Raw genomic sequence first — 17,583 nt, 5'->3', positions numbered from 1 at the left:
GTCACTCCGGCCGCCGCCCCGCTCGGCGGCCGGGAGCCGATTCCCCCCTTCACGGCGCTGGTCAGGCGCCGAGCATCGGGTGCGTCGCCAGAATCTCCTCGGATATACCGAACGCCCCGGTCAGGGTGAGCGCGTGCGGCTCCAAGGTGCCGAGGACCTCCTCAACGGCGTCGGGCAGGCTCTCGACCTGATCGGCGGTCACCCTCCCCCGTGCCAGCAGGTCCCCGCTGTGCGCGGCGATCCGGCGCAGGGCGAACAGGGCGTGCAGAGCGCGCAGCAGATCCGCCGGGAGTCCGGAGGGCACCTGGGCGGCGGCGGTCAGCAGGGCCTCGGCGGCGAGCCGGTGCACGTGAGCGTCGGCCAGGGCCACCGCGGGCGTCACCGTGGAGTTCCAGCGGGCCAGGGGGGAGGTGGCGCGCTTCCTGAGGCGGGCCTTCGCGCGGGTGTGGGAGATGCGCTCGATGTCGGCCAGGAGGTCCTGGAGGAACTGGGGGTCGGTCAGCTCCCGGTCCTCGGCCGCGATCTCGCTCTCGGGTTTGAGGTCGACGCCGCCTAGCAGCATCTCGCCCCCGGCCTTCTGCATGATCACCGTGTTGTCGCCCTCGGCCGTGATCGTGCCCTCGATGGAGGCGAGCTGGAGCGCGATCCCGTTCGCCTGGATCAGGCCCTGCGCGCCACAGCGCTCGCGGCACTCGGACATGACTGCCCGCGACTGCCAGGTGATCCAGGCCTTGGTGATCGCCGTCAGCCGCTCGTACGCCTCGCGCTCCTCCCCGCCGGCCCGGCCCCACTGCCGTACCACCGAGCGCTGGAGCAGCGTGGCGGCGTAGGTCGTCGCCACGGCGTCGAGCAGGGGCGTGTGGTGCCCGCGGTGGGCGATCAGGGGCACCCGCTGGCCCTTCGTCATGCCGGAGGTGTGACGGGTGTGGGCGTAGCGCATGGCGACGTCGAGCGCGTGTCGCATGACGCCGAGCCCGTGGGCGGTCATGCAGAGCTTGCCCATGGTTACCCGGCCGATGGACTCCAGGAACCGGCGGCGGGAGCTGCCGAGGCCGCTGGTGAACTCCCCCTGCGGGGTGAGGCGGCCGTGGTCGCCCTGGAGGAGCGCGGCGTGCGGCAGGCGAACGTTGTCGAAGGTGGTGGCGCAGTGATCGACGGGGCTGCTGGTCGTCTGGGGAAGAGGCCGCACGCCGATACCCGGCAGGGGGCTGCCGTCGCGGTCGCTGAGCGGCACCAGGAAGAGGAAGACGCCGTGGTCGGCGCCCTCGACGATGAGGCGGGCCGCGACGACGGCGCCCTTCGCCCCGCCGGCCGGGCCGGTGTTGGGCATGAACTTCGCCGCGGCGGGGTGCGGGGTGTTCAGCACGAACTCCCGGGCCGCCGGGTCGTACGTCGCGGTGGTCTCCATCTGGGCGGCGTCATTGCCGTGGGCCACCTCGGTGCACAGGAACGTCCCGATACGGTCCCCACGGACGTACTCGCCCAGGTCCCGCCCGGCCGCCTCGTGGTCGGCCAGGCTCCCGAAGAAGAGGTTGTAGTGGATGGAGACGATGGTGGCCATGCCCGGGTCGACCGCTCCGGCCCACTCGTGGATCGCGGTCAGCTCGACCGGATCGGCCGCGAGCGCCTGCGGAGCCTCGACGGCCTCGTTGACGATCCGCAGTCGGTCGTAGCTCAGGCGTATTCGCTCCCGGTGGGTCAGTCCCTCCTGGAACTGGAACGGGGCGGAGCTGAACAAGCTCCTCCACCGGTCGTGCGTAGCTTCCAGCTGACCGTCGAACAGGACGTCGGCGAGAGCGGCGGAAACGGGGACAGAACAGACGGACACGGAATCCGGAATCTGAGAGTCAGTCACACCGGAGAAAACTAGCCTGATCGATCACGTCTGACGGCGTGAGGATCACCACGATTGAGCAGGGCAAAAACACGGTAGGTGCCCGCACCGCCACTCACTTTCACCTGCTCGGCGGTCTGTTGGACCACAGGACCGGAACGCGCGAGGAGGCCGTTCCGGTCCCCGCAGAACGGCGTCTTGTGACCTTAGAGGGGGCACCGCCGGGTGGGCTGCCTTTCGACTGCTTTCGGAGTTCTGCCCGCCGCGATCAGATTCCCGCCTCGTGCAGCTGGTCGAGCGTTGCGACCTGCGCCGACCACGCCTGGCCCTCTGGCACCGGCCGCCATCCGAGGAGCGCGAGTCGGAAGTGATGCTGTCGGGCCAGATCATGTAGCCGAGCATGATGAGTTCGGCCCCTGCGGCGTGTGCGGCGTCGAACGGGAAGGTCGGCCAGTCTGGCCAGTGCGAGAGGTCCTTCTCGGCGAGTGGCTCACTGTGGCCGGCGCGTACCACGTGCAGGATGTAGCCGCTGTCCGCAGCCGCGCAGATGGCAGTCAGGTCCCGGGTGCCGCTCTCGGTCGTCATGCCATGACGCTAACGGAGCCCGCCATGGCGGGCTCCGCCGCACCCTGCGATCAGCGAGCGAGGCCAGCACCGGGCGCGTCACCGCTTCCCTTCTACGTGTGCGGCGGCCCGTGCCGGGAGAGTGCTCACCGGGCGCGGACGATGGTGAGCACGCCGTGGCGCCCGGATCCCGCCAGCACCTCGACCACGAGGTTGGTCTCCAGTCCGGTGTACAGCTCGCCGCCGTGCGCCACGGCGGGGCCGTTGTCCTGCGCTCCGGCGAGGGCCTTCCCGAGGTGTGCGGCGAGGGCAGAGGGGAGCTGGGTGGAGAGCCGGGCAGGCCCTCCGTCGAGCGACAGGGCCAGGTGGCGGGAACGGGCACGCGGGCCGGTGAAGCCGAGCACCGCGGCGTCAGCGGTGTCCGCGTGGCGGACCTTGGTCCTTAACCACACCACTGGGAGAGCGGACGCTCGGTGCGCAAATCGGAGTGCCGACGGGCCAGATTCGCAGGATGAGATCACTGCCGCCGCTTGCGTCGGCGGGCCGACGCAGACGTGCTGCCTTCGTGCTGGGACTCGTGCCAGCGCAGCCGCTACCGCCGAAGACGCCGCCGCAGTCTCTCTCGCCGGATTCGCTTGCCGCACGCGCTGCCTGCGACCAGGAGTAGCAGCAACGCCAGCAGGGCGGTCATGACCGCCTGGGCCGTGCAGGCTATTGGCAGATCAGCCCAGGACAAGCCGTAGGCAATCGCTGCCGTACATGCCGAGCCCGTGCTCAGCACCAGCACCTGCCGGCCCGTCGGATCAGACACCGACTGCCCCTTGGCGGCCCACTGCTTGAGGCCTTCCACGAACCAGAAGCCGACCAACCCCAGGTCCACAAGGAATGCCATGTTCGCCATGCTCTGGCAGGTGACCAGCAGTCCGTCAGAGTACGGCTACTCAGATACGCGGCTTGCACGGCTGGCTGCGTAGGTCATCTCCAAGAATGGTTGTCCGCGGCTTCCAGGAACGCTTCCCGATCACCGGCGTCCACATGTCGGCGAGAAATAGGAATGCCGCCCGACACGGGAGCGCACTGGTTGCAGGGCGTATGGGACGGGCACGGCCGGACGGCCAGGACTCGGGCATCGGGTCGCCCTCGATCAGCGACGGTTGGGGGCCAGCAGCGTGGCGGCTGCGGCGATGAAGGCGACGGATGCTCTCTTGGCCGCATGCCGCCGGGCGTCCAGCTCGGTCCGGTCGATGACCTTGCGCAGCGCGTACGTGGCATCTGCAGCCTGCTGGGCGGGGCCGGCCAGCGCGGGCACCAGGACCTGAAGGCGGATGTGGGGCGCGGTGATAGCCGCCCGGGTGTCGTGGGACCTCGTCTGGGCCTCCAGCTGGTGCTCGGTGCCTGCCTCGGTCAGGGCCAGACGTTCCCGATGGAACATCGCCGAGCGGTGCGCGTCCAAGGCGGCCGCGAAGTCGGTGACGGCGCCGAGTTGGTCCTGGCGGTGGCTTTCGGTGCGCTCCTCAGCGCGTGCAGTGCGTGCCAAACGGTGCTGGAGGAGTCCGGCGGTCAGGGCACCAGCGAGGGTGCCGAGTACGGCAACGATCGAAGGCCATATGGACATCAGGCAGCGGGTCCTCTCGGGCAGTCGGTTTCCGTGGTGAGGTCAGCGGACAGCAAGGCGCACGGCGGCGCTACGCCTGCGGCGCTCCCGGACCTGCTCTGGCAGCCATGATCACTTGTCCCGAGCCGACCTGCACGCGAGACGGCCGGAATCGAGTGCCGGCGCGTTCCCAGAACTCAGCACCATGCCTCCCGTCGCTGACGGAGTGTCTCCAGCGTTGACCAACGAACGTTTCTGGCTCTCGGCGACAAAGCCACACGGCTTCACCGAGTGGTGCAGTCAACACACCAGCCGTACCCGGCCGGGTAGGCGCGGTCCGGCTTGGCGACGATTCCTTCCACCCCGACCGCGACGAGGTCCTCGTACCAGCGGCGGGCGACCTCGATGTCGTCGCTGGCCATGGTCGCCTGGGTCCGGGGGCCTATGTCCTTCAGCAGGGTGATCAGCAGTGCCCTGCGGGCGGTGTACGGGCGGGAGCGGACGTCGCCGTGGACCGGGTGCTGAAGGCCGTCGAAGGCGATGTAGGAGGCCGGGTCGGTGATTCTGGCCCGCGGGGAGGACGCGGCGCGGGACTGCACGGCCCCGAAGTCCAAGCGCCCGTGGCGCCACACCACCGTCTCGCCGTCCAGCACCGTCGGCGCCGGCAGCGCTTCCCCCGCCTCGGCCAGGTAACGCCAGTGGCCCGTGACCTCCCGGCCCGAGCGGGAGAGCAGCCGTACGCCGTCCTCGCGACGCCACACAATCATACGGTGACCGTCGTACTTAGGCTCATACCACTGGCCCGCCGGGAGACGGGGGGCGCTACGGGGCCAGGGCCAGGGGGACGGGGAGCTCCACCTCTCCACCGTGCCGCCGGTGACCACGCGAGGCGACGCCGCGCCCGCGCGATTTCTCGTACGGGGCGCCTACGAAGGCCGGGTCCGAGTCAGCCGACGACGGAGAAGAAGACCGAGGCGTCGGCGCCATCCTGCCAAAGGGGGGCTGGGCAACTGCTGCGCGTACCGAGGTCGGCATCGGAGGGGTATGGCCCCGGTCGTCGGCCTGTCGCCGACGGTGGGCCTCCTCCTCGGACTCACCTCTTAAGAGGTGAGTCCGAGGAGGCGAGGGGTCGCGCTCGTCCTTCACTCACCTCAGGAAGGGGCAGTCGTCCTCCGTGGCGCCGGTGAGTTCGAGGACGACGGAGGCGCGGTGCTGGGTGGCGGCGTTGGTGCGGGTGAGGTGGCGGGCGGTGCGCATCCCCATCTCGGTCAGCTCGTCGGGGGTGTGGAGGGCGGCGTGGAGGGCGGCGGCGGCCTGGAGGGTGAGCGGCGCTGAGGGCCGGTAGCCGAGGGTCCAGTCGACCGGGAACAGGGCCATGACCGCTCCTGCGCTGTCCGGATCCCAGTTGAACTGGTTGATTCGCTCCGCGAGGTCCATGCCGACGGAATCCTCGTCCTCGACCATGTAGTGGCTGGGCGTCCGGTCCTCGGTGGCCATGGCCGCCTCCTTACGTCGGTGGGAAATCCTTCTCCTCTCAGAGGTGGCGCGGGCTCGATCCGACAACGAACCCAGAAGTTCTTCTGTGGCGTGCTCCACATGGCTCGGCCGGGTGGTCGGCTCACAACCCCCGGTTGTGACTGAGCGTAGTAGTTGGCCTGCCTGGCCAACTACGCGCACACCGCGGGACGGGAGGCGGAGGTGCGGGCTGGCGTGTCGGTCAGAGCTCCCAGTCAGCCGAGGCGAAGGTGACCTCGCTGATCGCGGTGTCCCCGGCCCGAGTGGTGTTGATGTCGCATTGGAGCCCGGGGGGAATGGGACTGCCGCTGGGAGTGAAGAGCAGACCTAGGTCGTGATTCTTGATGTGCTGAGACATGGCCTCGTCGAGACGGGAGGGCGTTGCCCCGATGAGAGGGATCCCGGCGTGGGCAATCTGCGGTCCGGTCCGGCCGTGGACCGTCACTGCTCCCAGCACTGGGAGCCCCTCCGGATACCAGTAGTGCGCGGTCACCCCGGTCTGTTTCGAACCTGTCATCGGTCAGCGTCCATTGCCCGGCTGCTCCCCTGCCCCACCACCAGTACGGAAAGTGTCCCCGCCGGCCGGCCGGGACCTCGCCGCCCAGTGCGTCTGCTACCTGCCGCGGGTCATCCCGAACCGCAGCGGACCGACCGCCTTCAGCGGAGACCAGGCCCAGTGCGAGCGCTCCTGGTCGGTCTTGACCGGCCAGGAGCCGCTGTTCTTCTCCCGCTCTCGGACGTCGCACCAATGCAGGACCGGCCCGGTTTCGTAGGGCGATTCGGCGAGCTCGGCGCTGACGAACAGGGCAGAGGTGATCATCCTGTCCTTCCGCTCCGGGTTGTGCCCATTGGAGGAGATCCCGTACTCCAGCGCGGTGCCCATGGACACCCCCCACGCCGCGATTTCGGGATCACCGCTCCAGTTCACCCGCACTGTGGCATCCTCGCGGCGGGCGAGGTGTCCGATCTCCGCGCGGGCCTGGGACGGCACCCTGGCGATCAGCTCGACCTCTCGGAACCGGACCAGCGGGCCTTCCATGGCATCGATCGCGACGCCGACCAGGATCATCTCCGGGCCGTAGATACCGGTCACTCCGATGTCCTGGTAGCGCACCCAGGATCCTCCGTCCGCTGCGACCTGCGAGTGACCGTCCCTCGCCCCGCTCAGAGCCGCGTCTACCTCGTCGGAGTCCATCCCGAACCGCAACGGTCCCAGCCCCACCAAAGGATCGAGCGCCCACCGCTCCCGATCCTCCAACTTTCTGCCCCACCAGCTCATCCGGCCCTCACGGTCCTGTCTCCCGACGATCTTGTTTGGAGCCTATGGGCAGCCTGTGACAGATGCGCTCCGCGGCCAACTTCGGCGCTCGCATCGGCCAGGTAGAACGCTCATTGGCCAACTACGGCGCTCAGTCACACCGGTCCCGGTCCGTTTCAGGTAGGAGCCGGCCGCAGATGCGTGTTCGAATATGTGTTCGGTAATGTGGGGGGTGGAGGTGCCCCCGATGCCCGGACAGCACGATGCGACGTTGCCCGACAGTGCGCTGCGGATTTTGCACGTGCGCTGCCCGGCCGATGTGGACCCGCAGGTGTACCGCCTCCTGCTGGGCCTGGTCGCCGAGGTCACCCCCGTGGTGCAGGCGCTCCCTCCGTCGGCTCTGGTCGCGGACGTGTCGGGCAGCCTGCGGTACTTCGGCCGGGACCCTTCCGCCCTGGCCCGGATGATCCGGACCCGGGCGCTCGCCCGCTACGGCCTGGACGTGAAGATCGGCGTCGCTTCGACCTGGGCGCTCGCCGCGATGGCATCGAACGAGACCGGCCCCGGCGGCATCCGCACCGTCGGCGCCGCCCGCGCGGAGACGGAAGCGTTCCTGTATCCGCGACCGGTGGCAGAGCTGTACGGCATCGGCCCCGCCCAGGCCCGCACCCTGACCACGTTCGGTGTCCACTCCGTCGGCATCCTCGCCGCGCTCCCGGAGCCGACCGTGCAGCGCATCCTTGGCGGCCGGACCGGACGACTGATCCACGAACCGCCCGGGGCATCGACCGCCGGGCCGTCGTCCCCACCGACCTCCCCTACAGCGCGAGCGCCCGGCGCCGCTTCCCCATCGACACCCTCGACCCCGCCACCGTCCGCGCCGCCCTGCTCGCCCTCGCCGTCGAGCTCGGCGACCGGCTCCGCAACCGCCACCAGACCGCCCGGACCGTCACCCTCACCGTGACCCTGGCCGGCCGGGGCCAGGTCATCCGCTCCCGACGCCTGGACGGCGGGCCCTCCGCACACACCGACGACCTCCGCCAGATCCTCGCCGACTGCGGCTTCCAGCGCGCCCGGATCCGCGCCGTCACCGCCCGCTGCGAACAACTCCAGGACGCCGCCCGCACACCCGAACAGCTCTCCCTCGACCCCCACCGCGACGACCAGCTCCGCACCGAGAGCGCGATCGACGCACTCAACCGCCGCTTCGGCGCCGGAACCGTCGGCCCCGCCGCCGCGTAAGGACGAGCCGTTTGACCCGTCGGGCACCCGTCGCCAGGGCATGCTGGTCGACGGTTCTCGCACGGCACCGTGGTCTCGCGAACCGCAGCCTGACCGGTGCCTTGCGAGGCTCTGAGGAGTCTGTGTGGCTCCGGTCGGCAATCGAGCTGACTGCACATTGCAGTTCAACATTGCTCACATTGCCCGAGAGCATTGCGCGGGGTGGCGGTCGAAATGATGCGAGCAACATTCACCACCCAGGTGGGAAGTAAAAGTGGTTGGCATGATTTCTGGGCCATCCATGGCTACATTGGGCACTGGCCACGTCAGCGTAAGTCGATGGACACGCCTCGACGGGGCAAAGGGGTGAGGCGTGCCTGGATTGGCACGCCTCACAAGGTGCGGCCGCCGGGTGGCTACTGGCCGTTGAGGACCTGTGCGAGATGCAGTGACAGCTCCATCATCGCGATGTAAAGGGTCCAGCGGCTGAAGCTGTCCGGCGGTTCGTAGGTACTGATGATGCTTCTCCGTTCTTCCGAGGGACGGAAGGTTGGGCCTTCCCGGCCCGGATCTCCCTGCCGGCCGCGGCCCGGTAGGGAAGTGGGAGACATCGTCGGTACTACGTCGCGCTGCCGAATCTAATCGCACTCGCACCCGACTCGGCCGGGATCAGAGAAACTTCATCCCTGCAGGGGAACAATCCCTCGGCGTGGCCATCTCTGCAGGCGCGGGAAGCAAGACAATCGGTGTAACTCCCGGGCAAGGGAGATGCATCCGCCACAGAAGTTGAGAGCCGACCTCCGCGACGCTGCTCGTCTGAGTGCCTGCGGGCTCGATCCTGTGCCGTGTCGTGTGCGCCTGGCAGGTGCAGCCCTGTCGGACAACGCCAGGTCGATGAGCTGTTCGGTGACGGGTTCGAGGGAGATGTCGTACGTGCGGGCGATCTGCTGGAGGCGGGCGATGGCCTTGCGGACTCCGGCGGTGTTCCCGGCGCCCCACTCGATGTTCATCCAGTCCCGGTAGAGGACCTCGGAGGTCTCGTCGATCTCCAGTCCGCGTAGCGCTGCGCGGCGGGCGGCGTCCAGGTCGGGCTGGTCGCCTTCGGTGTGCCGGACGGCGAGAGTGTGGGCGGTCGACGATGCGGGAGATCATCTCCTGCTGCACGGCGTCGGCCCACGCGAAGTCCCGGCTCTCGAACGGCTTGCCCCGCAGGAGACACAGGGCGTTCGTGAGGGCGGCGGAGACGGCGTCGGCGAGCTGACATGCCTGCTCGGTATCCACATCACCTGCGCAGATCAGGATCCACGGCAGCGGCTCCGGTGCGCCCGAGTCGTCGGGCTGCTGGTGACTTCCAGGAGGAGCGCGCCGAGGTCGGCGACGACGGCGGAGACGTGGGGCATGGGCCGGACCCGGCCCCGGGGCAGCAGGGTGGCCAGGCGGGTGCCGAGGCTGACCGTCATGATCTCGGTGTGGTCGGTCCACCCGCACGTCCCGGCTTCCAGGGCCATCGCCCGGCCGACGGCGAGAACGTCGTCGGCGGTGCCTTCGAGGAGCAGCGTCCCGGTGTGCAGGAGGTCGGCGAGGAGCAGGTCACCGTTCTCCGTAGCCCCCAGGGTCACCAGCCCCGGGTAGGGGGCGTCCGGAACGTCGGGAGCGGTCTCGGTGTCCAGGAGTCGCGAGGACCAGGCCGTGGACGGCGATGCCGCTGCCCGGCTGACGCTGGTCGACGGTGAGGGTGGCCCGCTGCGCGGGGAACAGCTGATGAAGCTCCCGGTCGTCGAAGGCGGGAAGGATAGCCGCGAGCCGGTGGCCGGTGGCAGCGTGCGGGGCCTGGAGGACGAAGGTCAGGGCAGGCAGCAGCAGGGGAGGGGTGGCTCTGCCGTCGCTGGATCTGCGGGCCGTTCTGGCCCCGGTCAAGCTGGTCTGGGCGCGCCTGGAGAGCCGGGGTGCCCGGTGTCTGGTGGAGGCCAAGGTCCGTACCGAGCTGGCCCGGGTCGTCGGGTTCGCCGGTCCCGCCAACGCGCCGCAACTCCTCGCCGACCGGCTCGCCCGGCGCCTGGACAACCAGATGCGGCTGGGCGGTCCGATCACGGACCCGGTGGGCTGGCTGATTGAAGCTTCCCCGTGATCTTGGACACTCGATGGTTATGCCGCGAGGGTGTGCCGTTGGCGGGTCTCGGTCGGGGTGAGGTAGCCGAAGACCTGTGTCTGCGCAGTCGGCGCCGGTTGTAGAACGTCTCGATGAAATCGAAGACGTCGGCACGGGCGGTGGCCCGGTCAGGCCAGACGCGGGTGCCGATCTCTTCTTTGAGCAGGACACAGAAACTCTCCGCGGCGGCGTTGTCGAAGCAGGACCCGGTGCGTCCGCAGCTCTGGCGGAGTTCCAACTCCCTTATTCGGTAATGGAATCGGGTCGAAGTGTATTCGCTGCCGCGGTCGCTGTGGATCACGCAGCCGGGTTGCAGTCCACCGCGGCCGTGGGCCATGTCCAGTGCATCGATGACGAGATCGGCGCGGTGGTGATCGGCCATCGAGTAGCCGACGACCTCGCGGGTGGCCAGGTCGAGCCAGCAGGCGAGGTAGAGCCAGCCCTCGCCGGTGGGCAGGGCGGTGATGTCGCCGACCAGTTTCGTGCCGGGCGTTTCGGCGTGGAATTCGCGGCCGATCAGGTCCGGGGCCGGCCTGGCCTTCTTGTCCGCTCGTGTCAGCGAACGGCGCTTGCGGCGGGTCAGGCCCTGGATGCCGTGCTCGCGCATGAGACGGGCGACCCGCTTGCAGTTCACCGCCCGTTCCAGACAGCGCAGTTCGGCATGGACGCGCGGTACGCCATAGGTCTGGCGCGAGCCGACGTGGATCACGGTGATCTCGTGCACCAGGGCCTGGTCGGCGGCCCGGCGGGCGGCCCGGGGCTTTGCCTCGGCGAGCCAGGCATAGAACGAGGAACGGGCCACCTTGAGCAGGCGGCAGAGGAAAGCGACGCCGTGGGTGGTCTTCTCCGCCTCGATGAACGCATACGTCTCGTTCACCGATCGCTCTCCTTCGCGAAGAAGACCGCGGCTTTTCGCAGAACCTCGATCGTCTTGGCCTGCTCGGCGTTCTGCCGACGCAGGCACTTGAGCTCCTCGCGCTCGGCGGTCGTGAGTTCTCCCGGGGCGCCCTCACCACGGTCGGCCTTGGCCTGGCGGTACCAGCCGCGCAGGGACTCGGAGCTGATGCCGAGTTCCCGGGCGACGGCGGTGACCGTCTTGCCCGTGGAGTCGACGAGCGCAATGGCGTCCCTCTTGAACTCCGCGGTGTACCGCTTCGTGTACTCGCTTCCCACCTGGTGCTACTTCCTCTGGAACCTCAGGTCCCAGTCTCCAGGTGTCCACGATCAAGGGGAAGGTTCAGGTCGATGATGCGATCCAGGGCCGGAGTCACGGTGGCCGTATCGACGGGTGGGAAGGGGAAACCTACCGCGCCGCCGACGTTGGTGACCTCGATCCAGCACTCGGTAAGAGCTCGCCGAAGTTGTGGTGTGGCTTCGTTTGGCGAGGTGAGCTACTGAAAGACGAGAGAGACGGTGGTCATCCCGGAATCATGGCATCGACCTTCAACTCCTCGCTAGCGGCCATTGCGTCTACAGAGTGTGATGCCATGGTGATGGCATCGGTGTGCGCCCTCGTTCATGACGGCCGCCCTCCAAACTCCCAGTTGTGCACCTCGATGTCGGCGTACAGGTCCTGGGTGAGGATGGTGCGTGCGGTGTCAGGGTCCGGCGCCTGGATCAACGCCGCCGTGCCCAGCCAGAGGGCGTCATCGTCGGACAGCAGCGGTCCGTAGGCGATCAGCTCGTTCTGTTCGGGCGGCAGCGCGAGGTCGGCGGCCTGCCCTGTGCCGAGGCCGAGCACCAGGTACCGGTTGCCTCCGGCCCGGCCGCCGGGGTAGTCCCACATGGTGCGCCCCAAGGTGTTGCGCCACCGTCGCAACAGCACGTCCCGATAGGCGCCGGCCTGGTAGTTCGGCTCGTCGAAGGCGAACGCGCGGGCAGTATCGGGATCGGGCAGGTCGAGCATGTGCACGCTGCCGGTAAGAGTGTCACCGTCGTCCGCGAAGGTCGGACCCCGGGCGATCATCTCCTTCGCGTATCCGTCCATGTAGGACAAGTGCGCTTCGTTCAGTTCGTAACGCAGCGGCAGGGAGCCGGTGCGGTCGCGGTGAAAACAGAGGAACTCCATGGCCGCAGTGTCCCCTTGAAGAGGTGCCGATTGCGAGGGGGGTTTCAGCGCGATGATCGCTCGGCGGACTCACTCGAAGCATGGCGCCGATGGCGACGACGAAGACTGGCAGGGCGGAAACTACCGAGTGTGACAGTCGGGTGGGGAATCGAGCTGGCCGTACGCGGGGATCCACCGGCCGCCGACAACCGACGCTGGTCAGGAGCGTAAAGGGGTGGGGCTGGTAAACGGGGGGCCGGGGTCATCGGGGGCGGGGCGGCAACGTGGTGACTGTGCCGGCCGTCGTGTGCTCGGCCCTCAGCAGCTGGTTGTCATGGTGCAGTGCGGCGATGACGGTGGCAGCGGCGGCCAGCTGCTGGTGCAGGTCGGTGATCTCTCTTTTTGCCTGTAACAGTTGGCGATTCAAGTCGTGAATGGCGGTGTCCCGGCGGGCCTCGCCGGGGGGCACGGTGCCGTGGACGGCGGTGTGGACGTCCCAGTCGCCGAGCACGGCCTTGGCCCGGAACATCGTCGCCGGGCTGACGCCCGCCTCCTTGGCGAGGTTGTCCTTGGTCAGCCATCCGTCGGTGCGGGACGGCTTGCCGGCGAAGAGCCGTGCCATGGCTTCGCGCACGTGCGTGCGGGTGTCGGTGTCCGCGCCGCTGCTGCTGGAGATGGCCCGGTCCGAGGACGCGGCCGGGTGGCCGGGCGAGGTGGCGCGGGAGGGTGCGGAGTCCCGGCGGACGTACGCGGCCCGGTGCGCGCTGGCCGAGGCCCAGGACACGGTCCACCGGCCCGGCCTGGGGGCCGGTGCCGCTGCCGAGTGCCGGGCAGGGGGCCGCGATGGGTCTGGTGAGCGCCGGGGGCGAGGTCGCCGCCAGGTGGCTGGCGGACCCGGCGGAGTGTGCCGCCCTGGTGCTGGAGCTGATGGCCGGCGGCGAGCTGGGCGTCGATGAGGCCCTGGACGCGGCCGTGGACGGGACGGCGGTGTGTGGGCTGCTGGCGCTGGGCAAGGCCCGGACCGCCGCCATTGCGGACCCGAGTGCGGCGGCCGAGCTGTGTCTGGCGGCCGTACCGCACTTCGCGCACGCCGTCGCCCTGGCCAGTGCCGATCTCGGCTGAGCTGGACTGGCCTCAAAAATCGAACATGGGTTCTACTGAAGCCATGGCCCGCCACCTCTTCCCCCACGACTTGATCCACGCCCAGCAGCAGTGGCACGACACCTACCGCGCTCTCGCCGAACCCCGCCCCCGCCGTACCACCGAGCTGCGCCGCCGCCTGCTCCTGCTGTCCGTACGGATCCACTGGCATCCGTACTGGACCACTCCGGAGGGCCGTACGCCTGCGGCGCGGATGGAGCTGCGGCAGCGGGCCGCTGAGAGCCGGACCCGGGGCGCGGCGTGAGGTTCGACGGCGCCCTGTCGGAGCGGCAGGAAGCGATCATGCGCGTCATCCGGTCCTGGATCGTCGAGCACGGGCAGGCCCCGACGATCCGGCAGATCGGTGAGCGGGTCGGCCTCTCCTCCACCAGCTCCGTCGCCTACCAGCTCGGCCGGCTCGAAGGCTGGGGACTGATCACCCGTACCGGCAGAGGCTGGAAGACCTGCCACCTGGGGAGCCCGGCGGCGCCCCGGCGCGGCCTGAGCCGCTGACCGGATAGCCGGCCGCGCTGGATAGGGTCGGGTCCAGACCGCGCCGTATGGGTGTGCGGGACAGGTTCGGGTCTCCTGGAGTACGGCTCGGACCCCTGGTGCCGGTGGCGGCCCTGCCCCCGGCACCAGGCACCCCCTCGGTGTGGCGGTGTCAGTCGTCGTCGGGGGCGCTGCCGATCCAGGCGACCGGCTCACCGTGCGGGGTGATGCCCCAGTGCGGGGTGCGGGTCTCGTGGCCGGTGCTCTGTACGCAGATCCTGCCCCACCGCCCGTGCTTGCCCGCGCAGACCTGGGCGAGTACGGCGGTGTCGCCGGTGCGTACGGCGCTCTCGTACCGGTCCTGGAACGCCTGGAACTCGGCGCGGAGTTCGCGGCCGGCTCGGGTCTCCTCCTGTTCGATCAGCGCCCGCAGCCGCTGTACCTCCGGGTCGGCCAGTACGGCGCTGATCGCGGTCTCCGCCTCGCGCCAGGCCCGCCTGCGGGCGTGCCCGGCGACTGCCGTACGGATGCGTTCCTGCTCGTCAGCTCCGGGCTCGTGGGCAGGAGAGGCGGCCGGTTCCTGCCCGTGGGCGTCCGGAGCAGGGTTCCCTGCCGGGCTCACGTGGTGCCTTCCTGATCGGTGGTGGAACGGGTGCGGTTGGCGATCCACTCCGGATCGCGTACGGGGGCGGGCTCCCGCCCGCCGGTGATGGGGGTGCGCACGATGCGCCAGCTGGTGCGCGGCGCGGTGAGGACCTGGGCCAGGGCGACGGCGGCCTGGCGGCCACGCCCGTTCCTCACCCATGGTCCGGTGTGGCGGATCTGGTCGACGGCCCAGCCGCCGAGCCGCCGCCAGGGCTGTAGGCGGCCTGCGAGGCAGCCCGCGGTGAGGGCGGACACGATCACGAGGATGTCTGTCAGGTGCACCGTCGTCTCCGAGTCGCGGATGCGGCGTCCTGGCCCGGTGCCGGGGGGATCGGCGGTGGTCCGGTCCGCGTCCCCGGGCGGCGGTCCCGGGGACGCGGGACGATGGGGTCATGGACCGGGTGTCAGGTGGTGGCCCAGTCGATGCCGAGCGCGGCGAGCTGCTCGCGCTGCTCGGTGCTGAGCTTGGCGCGCCTGCTGCGGGTGTTGCTGACCCAGGTGCCGAGCGCGACCGGTCCTTCCGGAAGGTGTTCCACATGGGTTCGTGGTACGACGACCCGTCCCTCCCTGGCCGCGTACTGGGTGAGCGCGGCGATTCCCCGCTCGAAGGCCCCGCCCTTCCGGGCCGGGGCGGTCTCGGTCCGGCGCTTGAGCCCGAGTGCCTCCAGGCGCGTGCGCTGCTCGGGGAGCAGGGCGTCCCAGACGGTGGGGTCGGTCTGGCGGGTGGTCCAGGTGCCGACGTCGACCCCGTTCACGGTGACGCCGGGCAGCAGCTCGGCCGGTCGGCCTTGTTCCTCACCGAGGAGGTGGCGGGTGGCGGCGTAGTGGCGCTGCCAGTCGACCGGCCACTGGGTGGGGTTCCATTCCGGGTCGATCGCCTCCAGTGCCCGGCGGCGTTCGTCGGCGCGTACGGGGTCGCTGCCCAGGCCGCCGGGGCGGCGGAGGTTGGAGAGCCACTGTCCCACCGCCACCCCGTCCCAGACCGTGTTCTTCGGGCAGGCCAGGGTGGAGTGGACGGCGTAGTAGGCGCGGGCCGCACCGAGGTTCTTCCAGAATCCGGCGTCGCCGACCGACCAGACCATGCCCACCTCGTTCAGCAGGTCCACCCGCCACGCCTTCAGGGTCCCGGCCTTGAACGCGCGGCGCTGCTCGCTGACCCAGGTGCCCAGTCCGTAGGTGTCGCCCTCGTCGCCCAGGCCCAGTTCGACCGTGGTGTCGCGGGGGACTTGCGCGTGCCCGTGCTCGGTGACCCAGCCGCGCAGGGCGTTGTACCCCGTGAGCCAGATTTCGGAGTCCGGGCGCAGGACGCGGGTACGCAGGAACAGGGCGACGGACTCGGGGTCGCGGGGGAGAGAGAACCGCAGCAGCGGCGTCGTGACGGGCGCGATGCCCGGGGCCGCGTCGTCCTCGTCGCCCTGGTCCTCCTCACCTTCTTCAACGCCCCCCTGTTCGTGGCCGCCTTCATCGTCGGTGCCGGCCGCCGCGGGCTCCTGCTCCTCGTCCTGCTCCTGGCCGTCGCCTACGCCGTGCTGCTCGCCGTCCTGGTCGTCGTGCTGGGCGGCCGTGGCCTGCGGGTCGAGGGCGAGCACGGAGGTGATCTGGCCGCGCGCGGTGGTGGTGGGCAGGGCCATGCGCTCGATGACCCGGTCATCGTGTGCCCGCAGGCCTTGGAGGATCGCGACCAGGCCCCGATAGCTGGAGGACGCCATCATGTCGCCCGGGTCTTCGCCGGGCTCCAGGAAGACCGGCACCAGGATGCGGCTGATCTTGCCGTCGCCGGGCTCCTGGCGCAGGGCCCGCCCGATGATCTGCACGATCTCCACCGGGCTGCTGCGGGTGTCGGCGAAGACGACGGCGCCGACACCGCGCTTGCCCCTGATGTCGACCCCTTCCCCGAGGACCCGGCAGGAGGCCAGGAAGCTCAGCTCGGTGACCCACCCTTCGGCGTCCAGGCCGTCGGCGTAGCGGTGGAGGACGTCGCGGCGGTGGGTGGCGGGGTGTTCACCGGAGAGCCACTCCGCCCCGATGCGGGCCGGGTAGGCGGCGGGGTCGGCAGCATGGAGGCGGGCGGCGGTCTCCGGCATCGCGCGGGCGAAGCTCATCGCGTCCAGCGTCCGTGAGTGAAACGTCATGTAGGAGCGCACGCCGGTCTCGTCGGCGTGCTTGAGGAGGGCTGCCTGGAGGGCGGCGAGCTGGCGGCCGCGCCGCTCCTCGTCGGTGGCCTTCTCGCTGAGGGGGGCGGGGTCGCGGATCTCCAGCACGTCGATCTCGAAGCGGGCGAGTACGCCGCGCTCGACACTTTCCATCAGCCCGAACTCGAACAGCACCTCGCCGTACAGCTGGTGGTCGTCCATGGAGGCCACGAGCCTCCCCCCGAGCGCGTCCCCGCCTTCGGCAGGGAGCTCCTGGCTCTCGTCCTGCGCTAGGTCGTCGGCCGCCGTACGCGGGCCCGCTTCCCATAGGCGCGGGGTGGCGGTCATGTACAGGCGCCGCTCGGCCGGGATGCGGGCCTGGTCGTGCACGCACGCCCACGCCTTCGAGGCGTTCCCCGAAGTTCGGTGGGCCTCATCGACCACCAGGAGGTCGAAGGGGTGCATGCGCTGGCCGTAGGAACCGTGCAGTGCCCGCTCCAGCGCACCCAACGCCATGTCGTCGCCCTCGTCGCCCTCGTCGCCTTGGTCGTCGGCCAGGCCTTGCGGGGCGAGGGAGGCGTAGGTCGCGAACACCAGCATCGGCCCCTCGGCAGCCCAGAGCGCGAGCTGTGTCGGGTTGGTCGTGCAGCGCACGCCGAGTGCTTCCAGCAGCGGGTCGGCGCCCAGGCTGCACACCGCGACCGCCGGGCCGCTGTGCCCTACCCGGCGCCACGCCTCCACGGTCTGGGTCAGCAGGTCCAGCGTCGGCACCAGGACAGCGATCACGCCGTGCGGGACGAGTTTCATCGCGGCCGCGGCGGCGGTGATGGTCTTGCCGGATCCGGTGGACATGTGGACCTGGCCGCGCAGACCGCTCACGGGCATCGCTCCGCCCCACGGGAGGGAGAGCCCCGCCACGATGCGTTCGACGGCCTCGGCCTGATGCGGCCGGAGGGTGATCTCCTGCGGCGTCGTGGTCGTCTCCATTGTTG

Annotated in this window: 22 protein-coding genes; 6 read left to right on the top strand and 16 right to left on the bottom strand. The window is 70.0% G+C overall.

Annotated elements, in window-relative coordinates:
* Nucleotides 1–61: 61 nt before the first annotated feature.
* The 8 genes from IF17_RS0112710 to IF17_RS0112675 form a co-directional block, all read right to left on the bottom strand.
* Nucleotides 62–1,855 carry an acyl-CoA dehydrogenase family protein gene (locus IF17_RS0112710; RefSeq protein WP_030565224.1) on the bottom strand — a complete coding sequence of 598 codons (1,794 nt, stop codon included), beginning with the start codon at nucleotides 1,853–1,855 and terminating at the stop codon, nucleotides 62–64.
* A gap of 689 nt (nucleotides 1,856–2,544) precedes the next feature.
* Nucleotides 2,545–2,853: a hypothetical protein gene (locus IF17_RS0112705; RefSeq protein WP_157851151.1), complete on the bottom strand. Its 309-nt coding sequence runs from the start codon at nucleotides 2,851–2,853 to the stop codon at nucleotides 2,545–2,547.
* Nucleotides 2,854–2,990: 137 nt separating this feature from the next.
* Nucleotides 2,991–3,290 (bottom strand): hypothetical protein, encoded by a 300-nt coding sequence (locus IF17_RS0112700; protein ID WP_157851150.1) that lies wholly within the window; start codon nucleotides 3,288–3,290, stop codon nucleotides 2,991–2,993.
* A 252-nt stretch (nucleotides 3,291–3,542) separates the two neighbouring features.
* Nucleotides 3,543–4,013 (bottom strand): hypothetical protein, encoded by a 471-nt coding sequence (locus IF17_RS0112695; protein ID WP_030565218.1) that lies wholly within the window; start codon nucleotides 4,011–4,013, stop codon nucleotides 3,543–3,545.
* A gap of 263 nt (nucleotides 4,014–4,276) precedes the next feature.
* Nucleotides 4,277–4,858: an ATP-dependent DNA ligase gene (locus IF17_RS0112690; protein WP_272932862.1), complete on the bottom strand. Its 582-nt coding sequence runs from the start codon at nucleotides 4,856–4,858 to the stop codon at nucleotides 4,277–4,279.
* A gap of 280 nt (nucleotides 4,859–5,138) precedes the next feature.
* Nucleotides 5,139–5,489 (bottom strand): hypothetical protein, encoded by a 351-nt coding sequence (locus tag IF17_RS1000000137115; RefSeq protein WP_051883976.1) that lies wholly within the window; start codon nucleotides 5,487–5,489, stop codon nucleotides 5,139–5,141.
* Nucleotides 5,490–5,709: 220 nt separating this feature from the next.
* Nucleotides 5,710–6,024: a hypothetical protein gene (locus tag IF17_RS0112680; RefSeq protein ID WP_051883975.1), complete on the bottom strand. Its 315-nt coding sequence runs from the start codon at nucleotides 6,022–6,024 to the stop codon at nucleotides 5,710–5,712.
* Between the two features lie 96 nt (nucleotides 6,025–6,120).
* On the bottom strand, nucleotides 6,121–6,621 hold the full coding sequence (locus IF17_RS0112675) for a hypothetical protein (RefSeq protein ID WP_157851149.1): 501 nt from the start codon (nucleotides 6,619–6,621) through the stop codon (nucleotides 6,121–6,123).
* A 391-nt stretch (nucleotides 6,622–7,012) separates the two neighbouring features.
* Between IF17_RS0112675 and IF17_RS1000000139745 the strand changes: the two genes are divergently transcribed.
* Together IF17_RS1000000139745 and IF17_RS1000000139740 are read left to right on the top strand one after the other, a co-directional pair.
* Nucleotides 7,013–7,729: a Y-family DNA polymerase gene (locus IF17_RS1000000139745; protein WP_244890493.1), complete on the top strand. Its 717-nt coding sequence runs from the start codon at nucleotides 7,013–7,015 to the stop codon at nucleotides 7,727–7,729.
* The gene (locus IF17_RS1000000139740; RefSeq protein ID WP_244890486.1) at nucleotides 7,615–8,007 is read left to right on the top strand and encodes a DinB/UmuC family translesion DNA polymerase; all 393 of its coding nucleotides are present in this window, start codon (nucleotides 7,615–7,617) and stop codon (nucleotides 8,005–8,007) included. Before IF17_RS1000000139745 ends, IF17_RS1000000139740 begins: the two co-directional genes overlap by 115 nt.
* Before the next feature lie 1,274 nt (nucleotides 8,008–9,281).
* Here IF17_RS1000000139740 and IF17_RS0112660 read toward each other — a convergent pair.
* Nucleotides 9,282–9,605 carry a hypothetical protein gene (locus IF17_RS0112660; RefSeq protein WP_030565209.1) on the bottom strand — a complete coding sequence of 108 codons (324 nt, stop codon included), beginning with the start codon at nucleotides 9,603–9,605 and terminating at the stop codon, nucleotides 9,282–9,284.
* Nucleotides 9,606–9,856: 251 nt separating this feature from the next.
* Between IF17_RS0112660 and IF17_RS0112655 the strand changes: the two genes are divergently transcribed.
* The gene (locus IF17_RS0112655) at nucleotides 9,857–10,114 is read left to right on the top strand and encodes a hypothetical protein (RefSeq protein WP_030565207.1); all 258 of its coding nucleotides are present in this window, start codon (nucleotides 9,857–9,859) and stop codon (nucleotides 10,112–10,114) included.
* Here IF17_RS0112655 and IF17_RS01000000136360 read toward each other — a convergent pair.
* The 4 genes from IF17_RS01000000136360 to IF17_RS0112635 form a co-directional block, all read right to left on the bottom strand.
* Entirely contained in the window at nucleotides 10,074–11,012 is a 939-nt protein-coding gene (locus IF17_RS01000000136360) for an IS3 family transposase (protein WP_157851147.1), read from the bottom strand. The genes IF17_RS0112655 and IF17_RS01000000136360 overlap by 41 nt on opposite strands.
* The gene (locus tag IF17_RS0112645; protein WP_030565205.1) at nucleotides 11,009–11,308 is read right to left on the bottom strand and encodes a transposase; all 300 of its coding nucleotides are present in this window, start codon (nucleotides 11,306–11,308) and stop codon (nucleotides 11,009–11,011) included. The genes IF17_RS01000000136360 and IF17_RS0112645 overlap by 4 nt, the downstream gene beginning before the upstream one ends.
* Before the next feature lie 343 nt (nucleotides 11,309–11,651).
* Nucleotides 11,652–12,203, bottom strand: a complete 552-nt coding sequence (locus IF17_RS0112640; protein ID WP_030565203.1) for a YciI family protein — start codon at nucleotides 12,201–12,203, stop codon at nucleotides 11,652–11,654.
* A 241-nt stretch (nucleotides 12,204–12,444) separates the two neighbouring features.
* Entirely contained in the window at nucleotides 12,445–12,966 is a 522-nt protein-coding gene (locus tag IF17_RS0112635; protein WP_244890467.1) for a hypothetical protein, read from the bottom strand.
* A gap of 59 nt (nucleotides 12,967–13,025) precedes the next feature.
* On the opposite strand from IF17_RS0112635, the gene IF17_RS1000000137110 reads away from it, so the two are divergent.
* The 3 genes from IF17_RS1000000137110 to IF17_RS0112620 are packed head-to-tail and all read left to right on the top strand — an operon-like array spanning nucleotide 13,026 to nucleotide 13,835.
* Nucleotides 13,026–13,304: a hypothetical protein gene (locus IF17_RS1000000137110; protein WP_157851146.1), complete on the top strand. Its 279-nt coding sequence runs from the start codon at nucleotides 13,026–13,028 to the stop codon at nucleotides 13,302–13,304.
* 25 nt (nucleotides 13,305–13,329) lie between these two features.
* Nucleotides 13,330–13,587, top strand: a complete 258-nt coding sequence (locus IF17_RS0112625) for a hypothetical protein (protein WP_244890466.1) — start codon at nucleotides 13,330–13,332, stop codon at nucleotides 13,585–13,587.
* Nucleotides 13,584–13,835, top strand: coding sequence for a LexA family protein (locus IF17_RS0112620; protein ID WP_030565199.1), 252 nt, complete (start codon nucleotides 13,584–13,586; stop codon nucleotides 13,833–13,835). The genes IF17_RS0112625 and IF17_RS0112620 overlap by 4 nt, the downstream gene beginning before the upstream one ends.
* A 151-nt stretch (nucleotides 13,836–13,986) precedes the next feature.
* On the opposite strand, the gene IF17_RS0112615 is transcribed toward IF17_RS0112620, so the two are convergent.
* The 3 genes from IF17_RS0112615 to IF17_RS0112605 all read right to left on the bottom strand — a co-directional run bounded on the left by IF17_RS0112615 (nucleotide 13,987) and on the right by IF17_RS0112605 (nucleotide 17,578).
* Nucleotides 13,987–14,436: a hypothetical protein gene (locus IF17_RS0112615; protein ID WP_237667270.1), complete on the bottom strand. Its 450-nt coding sequence runs from the start codon at nucleotides 14,434–14,436 to the stop codon at nucleotides 13,987–13,989.
* A complete protein-coding gene (locus IF17_RS0112610) occupies nucleotides 14,433–14,741 on the bottom strand; it encodes a hypothetical protein (protein WP_030565195.1) in 309 nt (102 codons plus the stop codon). The genes IF17_RS0112615 and IF17_RS0112610 overlap by 4 nt, the downstream gene beginning before the upstream one ends.
* Before the next feature lie 122 nt (nucleotides 14,742–14,863).
* Nucleotides 14,864–17,578 carry a DEAD/DEAH box helicase gene (locus IF17_RS0112605; RefSeq protein ID WP_030565193.1) on the bottom strand — a complete coding sequence of 905 codons (2,715 nt, stop codon included), beginning with the start codon at nucleotides 17,576–17,578 and terminating at the stop codon, nucleotides 14,864–14,866.
* Between the last annotated feature and the right edge of the window lie 5 nt (nucleotides 17,579–17,583).

The sequence above is a fragment of the Streptomyces cyaneofuscatus genome (assembly GCF_000718135.1).
GTDB lineage: Bacteria > Actinomycetota > Actinomycetes > Streptomycetales > Streptomycetaceae > Streptomyces > Streptomyces cyaneofuscatus.
Note: the sequence above shows the minus strand (reverse complement) of the source record. Positions and strands in the feature narration are given on the sequence as shown.

What these genes read in the sequence shown, in the direction of transcription:
- IF17_RS0112700 (WP_157851150.1), bottom strand. Translation starts at nt 3,290, where the DNA reads ATGGCATTCCTTGTGGACCTGGGGTTGGTCGGCTTCTGGTTCGTGGAA.
- IF17_RS0112695 (WP_030565218.1), bottom strand. Translation starts at nt 4,013, where the DNA reads ATGTCCATATGGCCTTCGATCGTTGCCGTACTCGGCACCCTCGCTGGT.
- IF17_RS1000000137115 (WP_051883976.1), bottom strand. Translation starts at nt 5,489, where the DNA reads ATGGCCACCGAGGACCGGACGCCCAGCCACTACATGGTCGAGGACGAG.
- IF17_RS0112680 (WP_051883975.1), bottom strand. Translation starts at nt 6,024, where the DNA reads ATGACAGGTTCGAAACAGACCGGGGTGACCGCGCACTACTGGTATCCG.
- IF17_RS1000000139745 (WP_244890493.1), top strand. Translation starts at nt 7,013, where the DNA reads ATGCCCGGACAGCACGATGCGACGTTGCCCGACAGTGCGCTGCGGATT.
- IF17_RS0112640 (WP_030565203.1), bottom strand. Translation starts at nt 12,203, where the DNA reads ATGGAGTTCCTCTGTTTTCACCGCGACCGCACCGGCTCCCTGCCGCTG.
- IF17_RS1000000137110 (WP_157851146.1), top strand. Translation starts at nt 13,026, where the DNA reads ATGGGTCTGGTGAGCGCCGGGGGCGAGGTCGCCGCCAGGTGGCTGGCG.
- IF17_RS0112625 (WP_244890466.1), top strand. Translation starts at nt 13,330, where the DNA reads ATGGGTTCTACTGAAGCCATGGCCCGCCACCTCTTCCCCCACGACTTG.
- IF17_RS0112605 (WP_030565193.1), bottom strand. Translation starts at nt 17,578, where the DNA reads ATGGAGACGACCACGACGCCGCAGGAGATCACCCTCCGGCCGCATCAG.